Raw genomic sequence first — 18823 nt, forward strand, 5'->3', positions numbered from 1 at the left:
ACCGAACGTCAGCTGCATGGATGAATCCTCTACATGAGGCGGTAGTGTCGCGCATCTGTGGTGAGTTGATCAGACCTTTCCTAGGTTTACAACCAAATCGCGAGATTTAATCTGTTAAGGTTCGGCAGCGCGGACCGGCGCCAAAGACTTCGTTCCTTCGAACACGAACATGCGTGTTCGCGACGTAGGCCGATGTGCCTTCTTGTGCTCTCGATCGATATCGATCATATTCTTACCAACATTTTGTTCGTTGTCTCGGCGGCACTTATTTGCAGGTCGTCATGAGTGAAGCGAGCGGCGAGATCAGGTGCGCTGGACCTAACCGACTGATGTCTCGACCTGCGCAATCTCTAGCGGAAAAGCGCAGTGCGATGCCGCCATCTGCGGCGACGCAACGCTGAAAGAGCTCAAGTCTATCGCGCCGTTGCATGGACAGAGCCGGCCTTAACTAGAATGGAGAAGAAAGAATGGAAGAAAAGATGATCGCGCTCATTACAGGCGCGAATACAGGCCTTGGCAAGCAGATGGCCAAGGAACTGGCTACGCTGGGTTATATCGTCCTTCTGGGTTGCCGCAATTTTGATAGCGGGAAACAAGCGGCCGAGGAAATCGGCGACAGTGCCCACGCGATCCATCTCGATGTGACCGATGGGCAAAGCATTGCAGCCGCGGCGGCGCGCATCACCACCGAATTTGGCCGGCTCGATCTATTGATCAACAATGCGGCGATCGGCCAATCGGGACGCTACTCCTCCGTGGGAGAGGTGATGGCAGCAAGTAGACCGAGCGCGGCATCGCTGGACGAAATCCGCGCACTCTTCGAAACGAACGTCTTGGGAGCTCTGGCGGTTACACAAGCCATGCTTCCGCTCATCCGGCAATCGCGGACAGGGCGCATCGTGAACGTGTCCAGCGCCGCCGGTTCGTTGACAATCAATGCCGATCCCAATTCCCCAACTCGTCCCTATTTCGGCGTGACTTACGCCCTGTCCAAAAGCGCGCTCAATGCGATCACGGTGGCGCTCGCCATCGAATTGGAGGACTCCGGGATCAAGGTTCGTGCGGCCAGCCCTGCCATCACCGCGACGGCGATCAACGATTTCATGGCTGGCGAAACCGTGGAGGTCGGCGTGCGGCCACTCGTCGCGGCGGCGCTCGATATGGATAGCCCGACGGGCAGCTTTACCGGACCGGACGGTGCGATACCGTGGTGATTGCGACCGAGCATCCGATCCGGATCACAACAACACGGCCTCTGCGGATCACGCCCCTACTGCGTGGTCCGTCGACATGGCACGCTGTTCGTAGTCCGCATTAAGTCAAAGCTGGAATCAGAATGCGGCACCGTATGGTCGATCTACGTTGAGAGCGCGGAGAGCGTCATCGACGCGCCAGTCTGCCAGAGCGCATAGTAGCGCTTGCCCAAAAGAACGATCAATTCGAGCCAGGGCCTGACCGGTATCGAGGTCCTGGCTTCAATCTCGTGCGCTGCCTTCGAGGCAGTGCGATCGATGCCGACATATACCACGCATCCAAAGGCTGAGTTGGCAAGACAACTCACGGACCACGCTGGGACGATTGCTCATCCGCCGCAGGCGAACCCTGCTGAACGCGGTTAGTTGGTGTTCTTCGCCGCATCGAACTTCGCACGTGCCTTTTCCATCGCAGGACGATGCTTGACTGCCCAAGTGGCAAGAACCTGTAGCGGTTCGATCAGCGAGCGGCCGAGCTCCGTCAACTCATACTCGACCTTGGGCGGAATGGTCGCATAGGCAGTGCGGGTGGCAAGGCCATCTCGCTCCAGTGCGCGCAACGTCAGCGTGAGCATGCGGTGGGAGACGCCGCCGACCGCGCGCATGATCGCGTTGAAGCGCAAGGGGCCATTTGAGAGTGCGCCAACAACCATGACAGTCCACTTGTCGCCAATACGATCCACTATCTGACCAATGGCCCGGCATTCCTCGGGTGGATGCTCAACGGGGGCAGGTTTTACCTCATCCAAGACTTTAATATCCATCACGAAGACCTCCAAAGACTTTAAAGCGAACACAAATGTTCGCGACGTACATCACTGTGCATTCTTGTGCTCTTACCCGATATCGATCATATTGTCACTAACATTTTGTTCGTGGATCGAAAGGGAGCATCCAAATGAAGATCGGAGTGAGTGGCGCGAGCGGCAAGCTAGGCGGAGCCGTCGTAGCAGAACTGATCGCGCGAGGCGGCGGCCACGATCTGGTGGCGATATCGCGTTCGCCGGACAGCGTCACTGGGCCCGTCGAGGCGCGCCTCGGCGACTATGATCAGCCCGCATCGCTCGTGAAGGCCTATGCGGGGCTTGATCGTCTGCTGATCATCCCGAGCGCCGACCTGCGTCCCGGGGTACGTGGGGATCAACTCAAGAACGCCATCGATGCCGCTGTGGAAGCTGGTGTCGCGCATATCTTCCTGATGTCGGCAGTCGGCACGCGGGAGGAGGCCGGGACCGGGCACACGTCGGCTTACTGGACGGCAGAGCAGCATCTCATCAACACCAGGGCCCGATGGACGATCCTGCGGATGAGCTACTACGCCGAGAGCATGGCCGACGAGATTAAGATGTCCCTTGGCCAAGGTGTGCTCGCAGGCCTCGGCGATGAGCGCGTTTCCTATGTTTCTCGTGACGATGTGGCTGCAACGGCGACCGGCGCGCTGCTGGGGCACGATCACGAAGGCGCCATCTACGCTGCCACCGGGGCTGCCTCCGTCACCGGCCCCGAGCGCGCCGCAATCGTTTCCGAACTGCTTGGCAAGCCGATCAGCTTCGCCGTCATCTCGGAAGAGCAGTTGCGTGGTGGGCTTTCTCAGTCGGGCTTGCCCGACCCCATCATCGAGGCGTTTGTCGACATCAAGCGCCGCTTCGTCGCCGGCAACTTCGATATCGTGACCGACGACGTTCAGCGCCTCTCCGGTCGTGGACCGAAATCCCTGCGCGACATCCTCGCTCAGCAACTGGTGTGAGTGATACGCCCAAGATGTCCCAGACATCTCAAGGCCATCAGTTGGCGACTCCCAGGTGTCCGTGAGCAGTAAGCGATGTACGGATGGGTTCAAGATCGAAGCGCTCCGGCAAGCGCCCGATCGTGGGTCCAGGGCGGAAGACGCCGCCGAACGGCTGGGCCTCACCATGCACTGCCTGTACGCCTGGCTGCGCAAGTTCGGCAAGCCCGGCGTGAACAAGGCTTCGCGCAGCACCGCTTGGAGACCGTGGGTCTATGGAATTCGGCGGTGTCGATGTGAGTGGCGCCGAGCGCGATCAGCTCGCGCAGCACCGCAAGCGCCACCTCCCGGTCTCGCGCAGGCCCCTGCACGTGATGCCCGGGCAACTGCATGCTGCCGTCGCCCATGCACGGCGAGTTCGACCGAGGTGCCCGGCAGGGTGAGGCTGCCGCCGAGGGAGGGTGTAGGGGGCACCGGTGATCTCGTTGCCTGGACGAGGGGATCAGGCGACGGCGATGACGATCTTGCCGCGTGCCTTGCCGGAGATCTGGCGGGCCCAGGCCTGGTCGAAGTCGTCGATACCGTGGGTACTGTCGATCACCACGCGCACGCCTTGCGCAACGATGTCCGAGAGCAGCTGGCCAAGACGGTCTGCATAGGGCTTTGCGTAGAAGATGCTGGCCCTGACGCCGGTGGCTTCGGCATCGGCCTGGTCCGGCGGCATGGTGGTGGACACCAGGCGTCCGCCCTTGCGCAGCACCGTGTACGAGCGGGTCTGGGTATCGCCGCCGACCAGGTCCAGCACCACGTCCACATTGGACACGCGGCTGCTGAAGTCCTGCGTGGTGTAGTCGATGACCTCATCTGCGCCCAGGCTGCGTGCCAGTTCCAGTCCATCGCCGGAGGCGGTGGCGATGACGCGTGCCCTTGCCTTGTGCGCGAACTGCACCGCGAAGCTGCCCACGCCGCCCGCGGCCGCGTGGATCAGTACGGTTTCTCCAGCGGTGAGTTGCGCTGCGGAAAACAAGGCATGCCACGCGGTGATGCCGGCGGTGGGAATGGCAGCGCCTTCGGTCACGGACAGGCCAGGCGGCAGCGCGACGCAGGCACTGGCAGGGACTGCGGCAAACTCGGCCACAGCGCCGCTTCGCCCGGCATCGGTCCACACCAGCACGCGGTCGCCGGCACGCCATTGGGTCACCGCCGAACCGACGCGCTCGATGCTGCCGACCAGGTCGGTGCCCAGGGTGATGGGCAAGGCGATGTCGAAGAACTGCTGGGCCACGCCGGAGACCACCAGTGCATCGAGCGGGTTCAGGGCAGCCGCCTGCACCCGCACCAGCACCTGATCGGGGGCGATAGCGGGGACGGGGATGTCTTCGAGCGCGGGGCGATCATTGAAGTGATGGATGCGGACAGCTTTCATGGTGTGCTCCGGATGGAATCGAACAGGCGAGGCTGCGCGGTGCAGCAGTCGCGATGGGGTGCTGGACTGCGGGTGGTGAAGCTGGTTTCTGTTGGCTAGCGGCCAGGAGCCAGACGACGGGCACGGCTGACCATCCCGGATCGGCCGATCCAGACGATGCGACGGGTAGGGTGCACGGCAATGCAGGCGATGGCGCTGCCGGTCGGTTGGGGTGGGGCGTCAGCGCTTATCCGCTGCGTTCTTCGAGAGTCTGTGCGCCGACCGCCGCGCCCTGCAGCAGGGTGCAGACGGCATTGCCGACGATGACGTCGATTTCCGAGTCGTGCAGCGGTGGGTTGATCAGGCCGACGATCGCCAGCAGCTTGACGTGGCTGGCGGTCATGCTCATGAACTGTTCGGCCAGCACGTAGGCAGAAAGGCCGGTGGTGAACTGGCCCGGCGCGTCGCCTTGCTGGGTGGCGATCCAGGCGGCCACCTTGGCCTGGATCTTGAGGTAGCTGGAATTCAACATCGCCTGCGCGATGTCGGGGAAGCGCTTGCCTTCGTTGGTCAGGATGCGGTGCACGGCCAGGGTGCGCGGCGACAGCGCGGTGCGCACCAGGGTATGGCCGAGCACGGGCAATGCCTCTGCCGGGTTGCGGCCTTCGATCACCAGGGCATCGAGTGGCTTGGCCATTTCCGCAGCCACATGCAGCATCGCCGCCTTGAACAGCCCTTCCTTGCCGCCGAAATGCGCGTAGACATTGCGGCGCGACCCGCCGACCACCGCAAGGATGTCGTCCACGGACACGGCGTCGAAGCCCAGATCCAGAAAACGCTCGGAGGCGACCACGAGCAGGTCGTGGATACGCTGGGCGCCCTTGGTGGTGCGGTGGGTCGGTGGAGCGGGATCGGTGCTTGCCACGGCTGCATCCGCTGACTGTTCCTGGTGAGGTGCTGTACCGTACCATTTTGGACTTGCAAGCGATTTTTGCGGCGTCGCTGGTGAGGGTAACTGGACACGCACTGCTGACCTGCCGGCGGTTGCGTGGGCTCGCGCCGTCTGCATCAGCTGAAATCGCTGTCACCCAAAAACACGACGAGCGCCGGGGCGCTCGTCAGTTTCGATCCAAAATCAGGGCTTGCATGGTTGCAGCAGGTCGACCGAGCCACCGGTGGTACTGCATGTGGATCGACAACCGTCAGAAACGACCCGTGTGTTCCCGATGCCGCTCCTCAGCGCACCTTGGCCAGCGCAGTGCGTGCATCGGTCATGAAACGCTGCGCTTCCTGCGGCGTGGAGAGATTGGCGCCCAGCTGGCTGAGCACTTGCTCGATATCGCTGGAGGCGTCCCAGGCTTCGTCGCAGAGCATGCCGGCAATGGGGCCGAGATAGTTCAGCGCGACCTTTTCCAGCGCATCGCGCACGCGCTCGTCCGGCGCGCTGGTGCCGCCATTGGCTGACGGTGCAGGGGCAGGCGACGCCACCGGCGCCGGTGCCGGAACGACTGCGGGCGCGACCGGTGCGCGAACCGGGGACGGCGCGCCGCCCAGGTCCTGCTCGAAGCCACCCATCAGCCACTGGCGCGAATCCTCGCTCAGCAGCGAGGGTTTGCCCAGGCCGGCGCCCGGGTCGGCCTGGAAGCGGGCCTTTGCCGCATTGACCATGGTGAGGCGTTGCACCGCCTCATCGTTGCGCAGCATGCGGAAGACCACCTCTTCGATCTGCCCGGCGTTGAGGCGGACGATGCAGGAGTGGTTTTCTTCGGTGACGACGAACAGAAAGCCGGACGCCTTCTTCAATGCCAGCGCCCTTAGCTCGCGCAGGACCTCGATCAGCGGACGGAATTCATTGGACATGGCGTCTTCCTTGCATCATCTGGTACGTCATCGGGCGGAACGGCTCAGCGTTTGCTGAGACGCTCCATGGCCAACCGGACGCTGTTGGACAGGCGGGAGATGGCGCGCGCCAGCGTACCAATTTCGTCCTTGAGGTTGACCTCTTCGATCGTGTGGTTCCACTTGCCCAGGCTGAGTTCCTCGGCCACGGTGGTCAGATGCTGGATCGGGCGCAACACGCGGCTCCAGATCAGGGCCCACTGCAGGCCGAGCAGCAGCGCGCACACCAGCAGGCCGATGCCGGCGATCCACAGCGACTGCCGCACGATCACGCCGTTGACGTCGCTCTTGGGATAGGCGGACACCAGGGTGAAGCCCCAATCGGGCACTTCCTGCTTGGTCACCACCCAGTCGTCCGGGCTGTCCTTGACGATCCGCTCGATGGTGGCGGTGTCGGTGGTGGCACCGGTGGTGGACTGGAAGCGCAGCTTGTTCTTGCTGTCGAAGATGGCGATGAAGCCGGAATCGAGCACGCGACGGCTGCTGACCACGTTTTCCAGCGCCTGGGTGTCGGCCTTGTAGCCCACATACCAGGCGCCGATCACGCGCTTGTCGCTGCCGGCGAAGATCGGCTCGTAGCCGGTGACGTACGGGTTGCCCAGGATGTCGACCACGCCGTAGAAACTTTCGCCGTTACGCAGCTTGGCCGCGGCCTGGCCATTGGGATCGAGCACGGTGCCGATGGCGCGGCTGCCGTCGTCCTTCTTGACGTTGGTGGAGATACGCACGAAGTCCTCGCCGGTGCGCGAGAACAGCGTGGCGGTACCTTCGTGGATGGCGGTGACGTCGTCGAGCATGGTGAAGACGTTGGCCTGCGAGCGCTGGCCCAGCAGCAGGTCGTTGGCGTTGCGGTCGGCCACGCGGATCTCGTTGCCCAGGCTCGGCGCGCCCTGCGCGTTGGCTTCCTTGCGCAGCTGGCGCATCGAGGAATTGACGCGGTCGAGCATCATCGAGCGGGTGACCGTGAACAGGGTCTGCAACGACACCGACTGGCGCTCGATCGACTCGCCGGCTTCGAACTTGACCCGGTTCGCTTCGGTAATGGCCAGAATGACCGTCAGTGCCACCACCACGACCAGCACCAAGGCCAGCACCGGCAACAGCAGGCGCACCCGCAAAGAGTGACGAAGCATCGCAATTCCCCTGAACGCGTTTAGTGATTGAATCGATTGCCACCGCAGCCCAGTGCGGCGGTCGGACGTAGCCCTTATCGGCTGTCGCCAAGGATGCTGAAGCGGCCCCCATGCCGCTGGCGGTGCATACGATAGCTCAAGCCGATCGGTTTGAGAGTGCGGGACGATCGCGCCATGCGCCTTGCGTTCAAGAATGGTCGACCGCGTTGCAAAGTTCCCGGCCCGGTGCGCGTGCGGCGCGCGCCCACGACCCGGGAGGCAGCAGAGGCGGGCGATGGGGTGGATGCACCTGTGCGTCACGTCCTGCCGCGTTGCGCTGGAGCAACCACGCCGCGCTCGGGCGAACGCATGCGCTGCGCCGAGACCAGGCCGATTGCTTCCCGCGGTGGCCCGGCGCGCGCCGCCGGCCGCTCAGGTCTCCAGCGACAGGATCCCGCGGCGCAGTGCGACGGTCACCGCGTGGGTGCGATCGCGCACGCCCAGCTTGGCCAGGATGTTCTTCATATGCGCCTTGGCGGTTTCTTCGGAGATCGTCAGCGCGTTGCCGATCTGCTTGTTGGAGCAGCCGGTGGCCACCAGGCTGAGCACTTCGGTTTCGCGGGCGGAGAGCGCATCGTCGAGGACGTGGGCGGCGATGTTCTCGGCCACCGATGCCGGCACCTGCCGGCGCTGGCCGCGGCGCACGTTGCGGATGGTGTCCACCAGTTCGCGCCGCAGCGCGCTCTTGAGCAGGTAACCGCAGGCTCCGGCCTGCAGCGCTCGCACCGCGCGCACGTCGCCGGTATAGGTGGTCAGCACGATGACCTTGGCGGCAGGGTCGACGCGGCGGATGCGCTGGATCGCCTCGACCCCATCCACGCGCGGCATCTGCAGGTCCATCAGCACCACGTCCGGGCGCAGGCTGGCGTAGCGGGTCACCGCCTGTTCGCCGTCTTCGGCTTCGCCCACCACGCGCATGTCGCGTTCGGCGGCCAGCATGGCGCTGAGCCCGTCGCGCAGCAGCGGATGGTCGTCCACCACCAGCACATCGGTCGGTTTGACCGGCTCAGCCATCGAAGCTCTCCGTGGATCCTGCATGTCGAAAGGGCCACCACCACCGCGGCGGTCTGGCGTACGCGGCGCGGGCGGGGATGACGACCTGGATCTCGGTGCCGCTGCCCGGTCGCGACCACAGCTGCATCTTGGCGCCGATGCGTTGCGCGCGTTCCTGCATGCCGGTCAGCCCCCAATGGCCGGTGCGTGCATGACCATGCAACACGTCCGGATCCAGGCCGCAGCCATCGTCGCGAATGCGCAGCACGAAGTCACGTGAACCGTAACGCAGTTCCAGCGTGATCCGGCGGGCGTCGGCATGCCGGTCGGCATTGGCCAGCGCCTCGCGGCCGAGCTGGAACAGTTCATCGGCCACCAGCGGGCGCAGCGCCACCGGGCGGCCGTCCACCACGACCTGCAGCTCGGCGGCAGGTAGCGCCACGGTGGCGTTGCGCGAACGCTGCAGGGCGGCAGCCAGATCTTCGCGCAGGGCATGACTGTCGCGTAGCCCGTTGACGCGCTCGCGGCCTTCGACCAATGCGTCTTCGGCCAGGTCCACCGCGTGCTCCAGCTCCAGCCGGCGCGGGTCGTCGCAGGGCAGCGAGCGGCTGGCCGCATGCAGGCGCAGGATCAATCCCTGCGTGCCCTGCAGCAAGGTGTCGTGCAGCTCGCGGGCAATGCGCTCGCGTTCGCGGTAGCGCTCTTCCAGGCGCGCCCGCAGCCGCCCGGCCACATGGCGGGTGCGCAGGCGCCAGGCGATCGCAAGCATCAGTAGCAGGGCCAGCACGGCGCAGAGCTTGAACTGCCAGGTCTGCACGAAGGCCGCTTCGATGACGAAGTCCAGGGTGTCGCCGCGTTCGTTCCAGACGCCGTCGTTATTGGCGGCGGCGATGCGGAAGCGGTAACGCCCCGGCGCCAGATTGGTATAAAACGCCTCGTTGCGATTGCCGGCGTCCTGCCACTGCGCGTCCACGCCCTCCAGGCGATAACGGAAGCGTACCCGCTCGGGGCGGGTGAGGCTGACCGCGTCGTAGCCGATGCGCAGGCGGTCGGTCCATTTGGGCAGGCGCAGGCCGTGCTCGCGCGGGTAGGGGCGGTCGTTGGCGACCACCTCGGTGATGAACACCTCCGGCGCGGTGGGATTGCGGTAAGTCTGCGCCGGGTCCAGCCAGGCCAGGCCCTGGTTGGTGGTGAACCACAGCAGGCCGTCGTCCGCAGCCAGCGCCGTGGGCACCGGCGTCGCCTGCTGGGCGATCCCGGGAAGCCCATCCATGATGTCGTACAGCCGCAGCGCGGGGCCCGCCATACCCGTGTGCACACTGCGCAGCAGGGCGCGTTGAGCGACCTGCACCACGCCGCGGTTGCCGTTCAACCACAGCCTGCCATGGCGATCCTGCGCGATGCCGGTAATGCCTTGCAGCAGCGGATTGGCCTGGTCGGCCACCTGGCGGAAACGGCCATCGGCACCGAGCACGGCCAGCCCGGTATCGCCGGCGACCAGGGTGAGCGAAGGGCTCTGCCAGATCGCGGTGATCGGGCCCACCGACAACCCGTCCCGGGCGCTGTAGCGGGTGACTTGCTGGCCTCGTAGCACCCGCACCTCGCCCTTGACGGTGCCGATCCACAGGCCGCCGTCCTGCGCGGTGGCGAGCACCGAACAGGGCGTGTCCTGCACGGCGGCCAGCGGCTGCCAGGTGCTGCCGTCGAACACATGGGGGCCGCCGGCGTCCGGGCAGACCCACGGGTGAGCGTGGCGATCCACGACGAAGGCGCGAATGGCACCGGGCGTCACGTCCTGCGGCAGCGCCACCACCTGGGAGCGGCCGGCCTGCAGCCGCAGCAATGCATGTTCGGCCAGCACCCAGCCATTGGCGGTAGGGGGGACATCCAGGGTGCCAGGCGGTGCGCCGTGCTGCAGGCGTTCGACCCGTGCGCGGCTCAGCGCGAGCAGCCGGCCGTCGCGCAGGCTGGCCAGCAAGGGCTGGGGCACGCTGCCCTGGCCGGTGTCGAAGATGGCCACTGCCATCGCCTGGCCCGGCAGCAATGGCGCCAACGGCAACAACGCGCGGTGCCGGAAGCGATTGAGGCCCAGATTGGTGCCGGCCCACAGATTGCCTTCGCGGTCTTCGAGCAAGGGGCCGGCGGTTGCCGAGGTCAGGCCCTGCACTGGACCGAAGCGTTCCAGTACCGGGGTTGGCGAGGTGGGTTGGCCGATGCGGAACAGGCCCTGCGCTGCGTAGTCGCTGCCCCATAGCGCGCCATCGTGCATGAAGCGGATGCGCCGCGCATGCAGCCCGGGAAACTGCGGCGTGGCGCGGGCAGAGGCGGGCAGGACCTGGCCGTTGCCATCGGTCAACGCGAACACGCCACGGTGCGGGTCGGCCACCCAGATCGCTCCGTCCGGGCGTTGCGCCATGGTGACGTACGCGCCCACCTGCTGGCCGGTGGGTTCGAAACGATGCGCGCCGGGTTGCAGCGACAGGATCTGGGTTCCGTCGCTGACCCATAGCACGCCACGCACATCGCGCAGCAGCCAGTGCGCCTGGCTGCGCGGATAGCCCCAGTCGGTACCGGCGCGCCGCCAGCGTTGTCCATCGAACCAACACAGGCCACCATCGATGGCCGCCCATACGCGTCCGCTGCCATCGCGCTCGATCCGGAACACCATGCCGTCGGGCACGTCCTTGCCTGGCGCGAAGTGGGTGATGCGACCGTCTGCAAGCCGGTCGATGCCGGCGTTGAAATAGCCGATCCACGCGGTGTCCCCTGCGGCCAACGACAGCGCGGTCATATTGTGCGATGCATAGGCTTGGCCATCCGGCGGTGCCTGCCGGACGAACCGCTCGCCGTCGAACTGGAACAGGCCAAACCCGGTCGCCAGCCACAACGGGCCGGCATTGGCCTGCTGGATATCCCAGATGTCGGCCGGCGCACCGCGCTCGGTGCTCCAGGCGGTGTGGTGGAACTGCAGCAATCCCGCGCGCGTGGAAGCGATGCCGGCCGCCCGAACGGGCGCAGGCAGCAGCCACATGCACATCACCACGATCAGCACCGCGCACAGGCGAGACAGCAGGTGTGATCGGATGACGGGCTCATGCGGCATCGCGGCATTGTCGGGCGAGATCGGGGCAAGCACCACCACCTCTTTCGGGGGGAGCGACGCGCAACAGCAAATCGGGTATGCAGGCCGCATGCAGTCTGCATGCGCCGCAGTGCGCGCCTCAGCGGGGCGATCGTGCCTGTATCGCGAATCGGTTGCATCGCCTGTGGCGCTGTCGCGTTCGCTCGGTGTGCTGGTGTCGCCCGAGGGCTCGTCCGCGCGCTGCCTGCAGCGAACTGGAGCCGGAGTCTGCGCCGCGTCGCGCGGCCGCGGGATGCTGCTGCAGTCGTCGTCGTCGTCGTCGTCGTCGTCGTAGTTGTGGCCGTGGTCGCTTCCAGATGCTGGCCTGTCGCTCCCTCGAAAGGGTGACCAATCCGCATCACCATCGGGGGTGGGGCGCCTGAGATGTCGGCCGCACCATGACGGCATCCCCCCGGAGACGCCGCATGGCACGTCTGCTCGCCACTGGTCGCCCCGATCTGCATGCAGGTCGTGCATCTGCACTGCATGCCCAACGCGCGCGTGCCGTGGCCAGGGCGCTGCACTACATCGAAACGCATCTGTGCGAGCCCACCGGCGTGGCGCAGCTGGCCGCCGCTGCCTGCATGAGCCGCTTCCACTTCGCCCGTGTCTTCCGCGATGCGACCGGTGCCAGCCCGATGGCGTACCTGCGCCGCCGCCGGCTCGAACGCGCGCAGGCATTGTTGCGCGAGGGCCGCCACACCGTCAGCCAGATCGCCACCGATCTGTGCTTCTTCGATCAAAGCCACTTCGTGCGCAGCTTTCGCACTGCCACCGGCTGCACGCCTGCGCGCTTCGCCGCGCAGGTTGCCTCCGATACCCGTACAGCCGTGCCGCGAGCGCTGCGGCACCACGGCCGTTCCCATTCCATGTCCCTGGAGCACCACGCATGACCACTGCTACTGCCACCCCCGGCAACGCCCTGCTGTCGCCCGGCGATCACGCCTTGATCCTGATCGACCATCAATCGCAGATGGCGTTCGCCACCCATACCATCGACATCTCGGCGCTGCGCAACAACGTCGCGTTGATCGCCAAGGGCGCCAAGGGCTTCCAGGTGCCGGTGATCCTGACCACGGTGGCGGAAAAATCGTTCTCCGGGCCGTTGTTTCCCGAGCTGCCGGAGATCTTCCCAGGTGAGCCAGTACTCGATCGCACCAGCATGAATGCCTGGGAAGACCAGGCGGTGATCGACCGCGTCAACGCCATCGGCAAGCGGCGTCTGGTGATTGCCGGCCTGTGGACCAGCGTGTGCATCGTCGGCCCCGCGCTGTCGGCGATCGACCAGGGCTTTGAGGTCTATGTCATCACCGATGCCTGTGGCGACGTCAGCGACGAAGCGCATGAACGCGCGGTCACGCGCATGGTGCAGGCTGGCGCGGCGCCGATGACCAGCGTGCAGTACCTGCTGGAACTGCAGCGCGATTGGGCGCGCGGGGACACCTATGACCTCACCACCGGCATCGCCCGCGCGCACGCCGGTGGCTATGGCATCGGCATCCAGTACGCCAAGCACATGTTCGGCGCGCAGGAAGGCGGGCATTGAACGCATCCGCGCCACGCGGCAGTGCGGCAGCGCTGCTGATGCTGCGTATCGCTGGGGGCGGATTGCTGCTGCCGCATGGGTTGGGCAAGTTGCTGGGTTGGTTCGGCGGACCGGGACTGGCCGGCTTCGCCGCCGAATTGCAGCAGTTCGGCCTTCCCGCTGCCGCGCCATTGCCGTTGCTGCTGGCATTGGTGCAGACGCTGTCCGGCCTGGCCGTGCTGCTGGGGCTGTGGACACGCGCGAGTGCTGCGCTGGCAGCGGTGTTCATCGCCACCACGGTGCTGGTGGCCGCGCCCAAAGGCTGGTTCTGGATGCACGGCGGCATGGAATACCCGTTGATGTGGCTGCTGGTGTTGCTGGCGCTGCTCGCCGCCGGTGGCGGCGCCTGGTCGCTGGATGGCCTGCGCAGGCGCGCTGCGACATGACCGGCAGCGCACGCGATCACAGCCCCGGACGCCGCCTGTGGATGCAAGGCGCCGCTGCCGGCTTTGCATTGGGCGCACTGCCCGGAACCTCGTCTGCTGCAAGGACACCGCCGATGGTCGATCTTGTCGTTCGCAATGCACGCGTCACCACGCTGGATCCGCGTCGGCCCAGTGCCACCGCGCTCGCGGTGGCCAATGGACGCATCGCGGCGGTGGGCGACGATGCGCAGATCATGGCAATGGCCGGGGACGCGCGCGTCATTGATGCGCAGGGGCGGCGCCTGCTGCCCGGGCTCAACGACAGCCACACCCACCTGATCCGCGGCGGACTCAACTACAACCTGGAGCTGCGCTGGGATGGCGTGCGCTCGCTGGCCGATGCTATGGCCATGTTGAAGGCGCAGGTCGATCGCACCCCGGCTCCGCAGTGGGTGCGTGTGGTAGGGGGCTTCACCGCCCATCAGTTCGCTGAAAAGCGCCTGCCCACGCTGGACGAAATCAATGCGATTGCGCCGGATACCCCGGTCTTCCTGCTGCATCTGTACGATCGCGCCTTGCTCAATCGCGCCGCGTTGCGCGCCTGCGGTTACGACAAGGCCACGCTCGATCCGCCCGGCGGGCGCATCGAGCGCGACAAGCTGGGCAATCCCACCGGCCTGCTGCTGGCCAAGCCCAATGCATTGATCCTGTATGCGAGCCTGGCCAAGGGACCGCGCCTGCCGCTGGACTACCAGGCCAATTCCACCCGCCATTTCATGCGCGAACTCAACCGGCTGGGCATCACCTCGGTGATCGATGCCGGTGGCGGCTTCCAGAATTATCCGGAGGACTACCAGGTCATCGAGCAGTTGCACGCGGCCGGTCAGCTGAGCGTGCGCATCGCCTACAACCTGTTCACCCAGAACAAGGGCAGGGAGGTCGCCGACTTCCGCGGCTGGACCGAGCTGCTGCCGGTGCGCAAGGGCGACGACCTGCTGCGCCACAACGGCGCCGGCGAGATGCTGGTGTTCTCCGCGGCCGACTTCGAGCAGTTCAGCGAACCGCGCCCGGAGCTGCCGCCGGAACTGGAGCCGGAGCTGGAACAGGTGGTGCGCTTACTGGTGGAAAAGCGCTGGCCGTTCCGTATCCATGCCACCTACGACGAGAGCATCGGACGCATTCTCGATGTCTACGAGAAGGTCAACGCCGACATTCCGTTCGATGGCCTGCACTGGTTCATCGACCATGCCGAGACCATCACCGCCCGCAATATCGATCGCATCCGCGCCTTGAATGGCGGTATCGCCGTGCAGCACCGCATGGCGTACCAGGGCGAGGCCTTCGTGGCGCGCTACGGCGTGCAGGCCGCACGGCACACGCCGCCGATACGCCGCATGCTGGCGGCCGGTATTCCGGTCGGTGCCGGTACCGATGCCACCCGTGTGGCCAGCTACAACCCGTGGGTGGCGCTGTCGTGGCTGGTCACCGGCCGCACCGTGGGCGGGCTGGCGCTGTATGGCGAGGAAAACCTGCTCGATCGCGAACAGGCCTTGCGGCTGTGGACGCAGGGCAGTGCCTGGTTCTCCGGCGACGAGTCGCACAAGGGCACCCTGGCGGCAGGCCAACTGGCCGACTTCATCGTGTTGTCGGACGACTACTTCCGTGTCGACGATGCCGCCATTGCCGAGATCACCAGCGTGTTGACGGTGCTGGGCGGGCAGGTCGTGCATGGCGATGGCGACTTTGCCGTATTGGCGCCGGGCCTGCCTCTGGCGATGCCGGACTGGTCGCCGGTCAACCGGTTCGGCGGCTATCAGGTGGGCGGTGTGGTGAGCGGGCTGGCCAGTGCCGCGCATACGCACGGCCCTGGTTGCGCTGCGCACGGCCCGCACCGGCACGCCGCGCACCATGCAGCGCCCAGCGACGATCTGCGCGGGTTCTGGGGCGCATTGGGCTGCGCGTGTTTCGCCTTCTGATGCTGCGATTGCTCCGCTGCGCATGCAGGCCAGCTGGCCGCCTGCGCAGCGCCCGTTGTCTTCGGTCCACTGGAGTCTTGCTGCGATGACGTCTTCTGCCGCACCTGCCGATGGCAGTGCCTGGGCACCGCTGCGCGAACCGATGTTTCGGGCCCTGTGGCTGGCGATCCTGGGCAGCAACATCGGTACCTGGATCAACGATGTCGCCGCCTCCTGGGTGATGGCCGGGCAGACCGGCTCACCGTTGATGGTGGCAGCCGTGCAAGCGGCCACCACCTTGCCGGTGGTGCTGTTTGCGCTGGTTGCCGGAACCCTGGCCGATATCGTGGACCGGCGCCGCTATCTGCTGCTGACCCAGGGCTGGATGTTGCTGGTGGCCGGCGTGCTGGCCCTGCTTGCGCACCTGCAGTTGCTGACGCCATGGGTGCTGGTCGCGCTGACCTTTGCGATGGGCATGGGCGCGGCGATGGCGATGCCGGCGCAAGCGGCGATCGTTTCGGAGCTGGTGCCGCGCCCGATGCTGGCTTCGGCGGTGGCACTCAACTCGATCGGCATGAACATCGCCCGCTCGATCGGCCCGGCGATCGGCGGCCTGATCGTGGCGCAGTTCGGGCCACCGTGGGCCTTCCTGCTCAACGGGGTGACGTTCGGCCTGATGCTGCTGGTGCTGTGGCGCTGGCGTCGCGATGCACAGGCCTCGGCACTGCCACCGGAAAGCTTCGGCGCCGGCCTGCGTGCCGGCCTGCGCTATGCCGCACGTGCCGGCCGTCTGCAGGCGGTGTTGATCAAGGCCGCCGGCTTCTTCCTGTTCGCCAGCGCATTGACCGCCCTGCTGCCATTGGTGGTACGCCGCGACATGCAGCTGGGCGCCGGCAGCTACGGCATCCTGCTCGGCTGCATCGGTATCGGCGCGATCAGTGGCGCCTTGCTGCTGCCGCGCTTGCGCGCCCGTTACGACCGCGACCTGCTGGTGTTCGTCGCCACGCTGGTCTGCGCCGCCTCGCTGCTGGGCCTGGCGTTGTCGCGCCAGATCGGCGTGTTGTGCCTGGTGATGGTGGTCAACGGTCTGGCCTGGATCACCGTGCTGTCGTCGTTGCAGATCGCCGCGCAGACCGCGGTGCCGGCCTGGGTGCGCGCGCGCGCCTTGTCGTTGTACATCGTGGTGTTCTCGGCCGGCATGGCGGCAGGCTCGCTGCTCTGGGGCGCGGTGGCGCAGCGCAGCTCGATTGCGATCGCGTTGCAGATCGCTGCCGCAGGCGCGGTGCTTGCGGCGCTGCTGGTCAAGCGCGCCCGCATCGCCGGCACCGAACACCTGGATCTTGCACCGGCCGGACATTGGCCGGCACCTGCGCAGGCGGATGCGGTCGAGCACGACCGCGGCCCGGTGCTGGTGACCGTGGAATACCGCATCGCCGCCGAGGCGCGCAGGAGTTTCCTGCAGTTGATGACGCAACTGGGAACCGCACGCCGTCGCGATGGTGCAGTGGTCTGGGGCATTGCCGAAGACGCGGCCACCCCGGGCGTGCACCTGGAATACTTTATCGTTGCCTCCTGGCTGGAGCACCTGCGCCAGCACGAGCGCGTCACCGGCGACGATCGCCAACTGCAGGAGCAGATCCGCGCACTGCACCAGGGCGAGCGCGCTCCGGTGGTGCGCCATTTCGTCGGCGGTAGTGGCGTCATCGCGCCGCCGCATGCGCATTCGGATCTCTGACATGGCGGTGAACTGGAAGCTCATCGTCGGCCTGGTGTTGGGGATGGCCATTGGGTTCGGCTGCCGGGCGGCGGGAATTCCGTCGCCTGCACCCACCGCCCTGGTGGGCGCGTTGCTGGTGCTGGCAATGACCTGTGGCTATGCGTTTGCCGATCGCTTTCTGGCCCGGCGCGCGGCACGCAGCCTGCGGCATTGCGGTGGGCCGGTCGGTCCTTCGCTGGGGCAGGGCGAGGCATGAGCATGGCGGTGATGGGCATCGTGCTCGCGCTGCTCATCGGCATCGGTTGCCGTGTGCTGGATCTGCCGTTGCCCGCACCGCCGCGCCTGACCGGCGCGCTGCTGGTGGTCGCGATGAGTGGCGGGTTCATCCTGGCCGACTGGCTGTTGCGCTAGCCAGCAGCTGTCACCTGGTGACGCCTGCACCTGCGCGATGTGGGGTGCGGTGGCCAGGCATCGTGCTCGCAGCGGCCAAGCAACGGTGATCGGTGAGACGCGCATGTAGAGCCGCGCGTTGTCTGGCCCTTCCAGGCACCGTGCAGCGGGAGACCTTGCGGCTTACGGCATGCTTGCAGCATCCGGCGCACGCGGGTCGAACGCGTGGTCTGGCCTCTGCCGCGCAACCCACCAGACAAAAAGAAGGGCCGGCTCTCGCGCGCCGGCCCAGGTTGTTGCCTTGGCGCAGCGATCAGGCCTTTGCGAAGGCCAGCAGATCCTTGTTGAACTGATCGGCGTGCGTGATGGTCAGCCCATGCGGCGCGCCGGCATAGATCTTCAGTTCGGCATTCTTGATGATCTTGGACGACAGCTTGGCGGAGGCATCGATCGGCACGATCTGGTCGTCGTCGCCATGCACCACCAGCGCCGGCACGTCGATCTTCTTCAGGTCGGGTGTGTAATCGACTTCGGAGAATTCCTTGATGCAGTCGTACTGTCCCTTGTGGCCGCCCAGCATGCCCTGCAGCCAGAACGCATCGCGCATGCCCTGGGTAACCTTGTTGCCGTCACGGTTGGCGCCGAAGAACGGGGTGGTCAGGTCCTGGTAGAACTGCGAACGGTCCTTGGCCACGCCCTCGCGGATGCCGTCGAACACGCTCATCGGCAGACCGCCCGGATTGGTCGGGCTCTTGACCATCTGCGGCGGTACCGCGCCCACCAGCACCACCTTGGCCACGCGCTTGCTGCCGTGACGACCCACGTAGTGTGCCACTTCGCCGCCGCCGGTAGAGTGGCCGACCAGGATCGCGTCCTTCAGGTCCAGCGCGTCGATCACTGCGGCCAGATCGTCGGCGTAGGTGTCCATATTGTTGCCGTCCCAGGTCTGGCTGGAACGGCCGTGGCTGCGGCGGTCATGCGCGATCACGCGATAGCCGTGTTGACCCATGAACAGCATCTGCGGGTCCCAGGCGTCGCCGCTGAGCGGCCAGCCATGCGCGAACACGACCGGCTGGCCCTTGCCCCAGTCCTTGTAGAAAATGTTGGCGCCATCGGGGCGTTTGACGAAATTGGACATCGGGTTGACTCCGTGTGTAGACGAGTGGGGTGGGTTGGTCGGAACGGCAGGTGCAACGGCAGCGGTTGCGAATGCGGGCAACGACAACGCTGCCACGGCGGCCG

The 18823-nt window shown here is 66.1% G+C and carries 18 protein-coding genes and 2 pseudogenes; 11 read left to right on the forward strand and 9 right to left on the reverse strand.

Translation table 11 applies throughout. The features are described 5' to 3' along the window. The first annotated feature begins 467 nt into the window (after window positions 1-467). The gene (locus XcodCFBP4690_RS15180) at window positions 468-1214 is read left to right on the forward strand and encodes an SDR family NAD(P)-dependent oxidoreductase (RefSeq protein WP_104542106.1); all 747 of its coding nucleotides are present in this window, start codon (window positions 468-470) and stop codon (window positions 1212-1214) included. Window positions 1215-1615: 401 nt separating this feature from the next. Here XcodCFBP4690_RS15180 and XcodCFBP4690_RS15185 read toward each other — a convergent pair whose 3' ends face one another. Then, a complete protein-coding gene (locus tag XcodCFBP4690_RS15185) occupies window positions 1616-2017 on the reverse strand; it encodes a winged helix-turn-helix transcriptional regulator (RefSeq protein ID WP_208622753.1) in 402 nt (133 codons plus the stop codon). Window positions 2018-2151: 134 nt separating this feature from the next. On the opposite strand from XcodCFBP4690_RS15185, the gene XcodCFBP4690_RS15190 reads away from it, so the two are divergent. Further along, window positions 2152-3000: an SDR family oxidoreductase gene (locus XcodCFBP4690_RS15190; protein ID WP_104542108.1), complete on the forward strand. Its 849-nt coding sequence runs from the start codon at window positions 2152-2154 to the stop codon at window positions 2998-3000. A gap of 61 nt (window positions 3001-3061) precedes the next feature. Then, window positions 3062-3166, forward strand: a pseudogene (locus tag XcodCFBP4690_RS15195) (hypothetical protein); the annotation flags it as partial. 50 nt (window positions 3167-3216) lie between these two features. Here XcodCFBP4690_RS15195 and XcodCFBP4690_RS23145 read toward each other — a convergent pair. The 7 genes and pseudogenes from XcodCFBP4690_RS23145 to XcodCFBP4690_RS15230 form a co-directional block, all read right to left on the reverse strand. Then, window positions 3217-3453: pseudogene (locus tag XcodCFBP4690_RS23145) on the reverse strand (oxidoreductase); the annotation flags it as partial. A 28-nt stretch (window positions 3454-3481) separates the two neighbouring features. Further along, window positions 3482-4405, reverse strand: a complete 924-nt coding sequence (locus XcodCFBP4690_RS15205; protein WP_104542110.1) for an NADP-dependent oxidoreductase — start codon at window positions 4403-4405, stop codon at window positions 3482-3484. A gap of 226 nt (window positions 4406-4631) precedes the next feature. Continuing rightward, window positions 4632-5309, reverse strand: coding sequence for a TetR/AcrR family transcriptional regulator (locus XcodCFBP4690_RS15210; protein WP_244183676.1), 678 nt, complete (start codon window positions 5307-5309; stop codon window positions 4632-4634). A gap of 311 nt (window positions 5310-5620) precedes the next feature. Further along, the gene (locus XcodCFBP4690_RS15215) at window positions 5621-6244 is read right to left on the reverse strand and encodes a DUF8082 domain-containing protein (RefSeq protein WP_104542114.1); all 624 of its coding nucleotides are present in this window, start codon (window positions 6242-6244) and stop codon (window positions 5621-5623) included. A 44-nt stretch (window positions 6245-6288) separates the two neighbouring features. Then, window positions 6289-7416, reverse strand: a complete 1128-nt coding sequence (locus XcodCFBP4690_RS15220) for a Cache 3/Cache 2 fusion domain-containing protein (protein WP_104542116.1) — start codon at window positions 7414-7416, stop codon at window positions 6289-6291. A gap of 411 nt (window positions 7417-7827) precedes the next feature. Continuing rightward, window positions 7828-8469 carry a response regulator transcription factor gene (locus tag XcodCFBP4690_RS15225; RefSeq protein ID WP_104542118.1) on the reverse strand — a complete coding sequence of 214 codons (642 nt, stop codon included), beginning with the start codon at window positions 8467-8469 and terminating at the stop codon, window positions 7828-7830. Further along, the gene (locus XcodCFBP4690_RS15230) at window positions 8462-11551 is read right to left on the reverse strand and encodes a sensor histidine kinase (protein ID WP_104542222.1); all 3090 of its coding nucleotides are present in this window, start codon (window positions 11549-11551) and stop codon (window positions 8462-8464) included. The genes XcodCFBP4690_RS15225 and XcodCFBP4690_RS15230 overlap by 8 nt, the downstream gene beginning before the upstream one ends. Here XcodCFBP4690_RS15230 and XcodCFBP4690_RS22770 point away from each other — a divergent pair. From XcodCFBP4690_RS22770 to XcodCFBP4690_RS15265, 8 genes are all read left to right on the forward strand, one after another. Beyond that, a complete protein-coding gene (locus XcodCFBP4690_RS22770; protein ID WP_167394646.1) occupies window positions 11478-11864 on the forward strand; it encodes a hypothetical protein in 387 nt (128 codons plus the stop codon). The two genes, XcodCFBP4690_RS15230 and XcodCFBP4690_RS22770, sit on opposite strands and share 74 nt — an antisense overlap. Before the next feature lie 130 nt (window positions 11865-11994). Further along, window positions 11995-12462 (forward strand): helix-turn-helix transcriptional regulator, encoded by a 468-nt coding sequence (locus XcodCFBP4690_RS15235; RefSeq protein ID WP_104542119.1) that lies wholly within the window; start codon window positions 11995-11997, stop codon window positions 12460-12462. Beyond that, window positions 12459-13115, forward strand: a complete 657-nt coding sequence (locus tag XcodCFBP4690_RS15240; RefSeq protein ID WP_104542120.1) for a hydrolase — start codon at window positions 12459-12461, stop codon at window positions 13113-13115. The genes XcodCFBP4690_RS15235 and XcodCFBP4690_RS15240 overlap by 4 nt, the downstream gene beginning before the upstream one ends. Beyond that, the gene (locus XcodCFBP4690_RS15245) at window positions 13112-13540 is read left to right on the forward strand and encodes a DoxX family protein (RefSeq protein WP_167394647.1); all 429 of its coding nucleotides are present in this window, start codon (window positions 13112-13114) and stop codon (window positions 13538-13540) included. The genes XcodCFBP4690_RS15240 and XcodCFBP4690_RS15245 overlap by 4 nt, the downstream gene beginning before the upstream one ends. 113 nt (window positions 13541-13653) lie before the next feature. After that, window positions 13654-15495, forward strand: coding sequence for an amidohydrolase (locus XcodCFBP4690_RS15250; RefSeq protein ID WP_167394657.1), 1842 nt, complete (start codon window positions 13654-13656; stop codon window positions 15493-15495). Window positions 15496-15580: 85 nt separating this feature from the next. Further along, window positions 15581-17209 carry an MFS transporter gene (locus tag XcodCFBP4690_RS15255; protein ID WP_104542226.1) on the forward strand — a complete coding sequence of 543 codons (1629 nt, stop codon included), beginning with the start codon at window positions 15581-15583 and terminating at the stop codon, window positions 17207-17209. 7 nt (window positions 17210-17216) lie between these two features. Continuing rightward, complete coding sequence (locus XcodCFBP4690_RS15260; RefSeq protein ID WP_104542228.1) at window positions 17217-17447, forward strand: DUF1427 family protein; 231 nt, start codon at window positions 17217-17219, stop codon at window positions 17445-17447. Further along, window positions 17444-17602, forward strand: coding sequence for a DUF1427 family protein (locus XcodCFBP4690_RS15265; protein ID WP_104542124.1), 159 nt, complete (start codon window positions 17444-17446; stop codon window positions 17600-17602). The genes XcodCFBP4690_RS15260 and XcodCFBP4690_RS15265 overlap by 4 nt, the downstream gene beginning before the upstream one ends. Window positions 17603-17894: 292 nt before the next feature. Here XcodCFBP4690_RS15265 and XcodCFBP4690_RS15270 read toward each other — a convergent pair whose 3' ends face one another. Beyond that, entirely contained in the window at window positions 17895-18719 is an 825-nt protein-coding gene (locus XcodCFBP4690_RS15270) for an alpha/beta fold hydrolase (protein WP_104542126.1), read from the reverse strand. Window positions 18720-18823: the final 104 nt, after the last annotated feature.

The sequence above is a fragment of the Xanthomonas codiaei genome (genome assembly GCF_002939785.1).
Lineage (GTDB): Bacteria > Pseudomonadota > Gammaproteobacteria > Xanthomonadales > Xanthomonadaceae > Xanthomonas > Xanthomonas codiaei.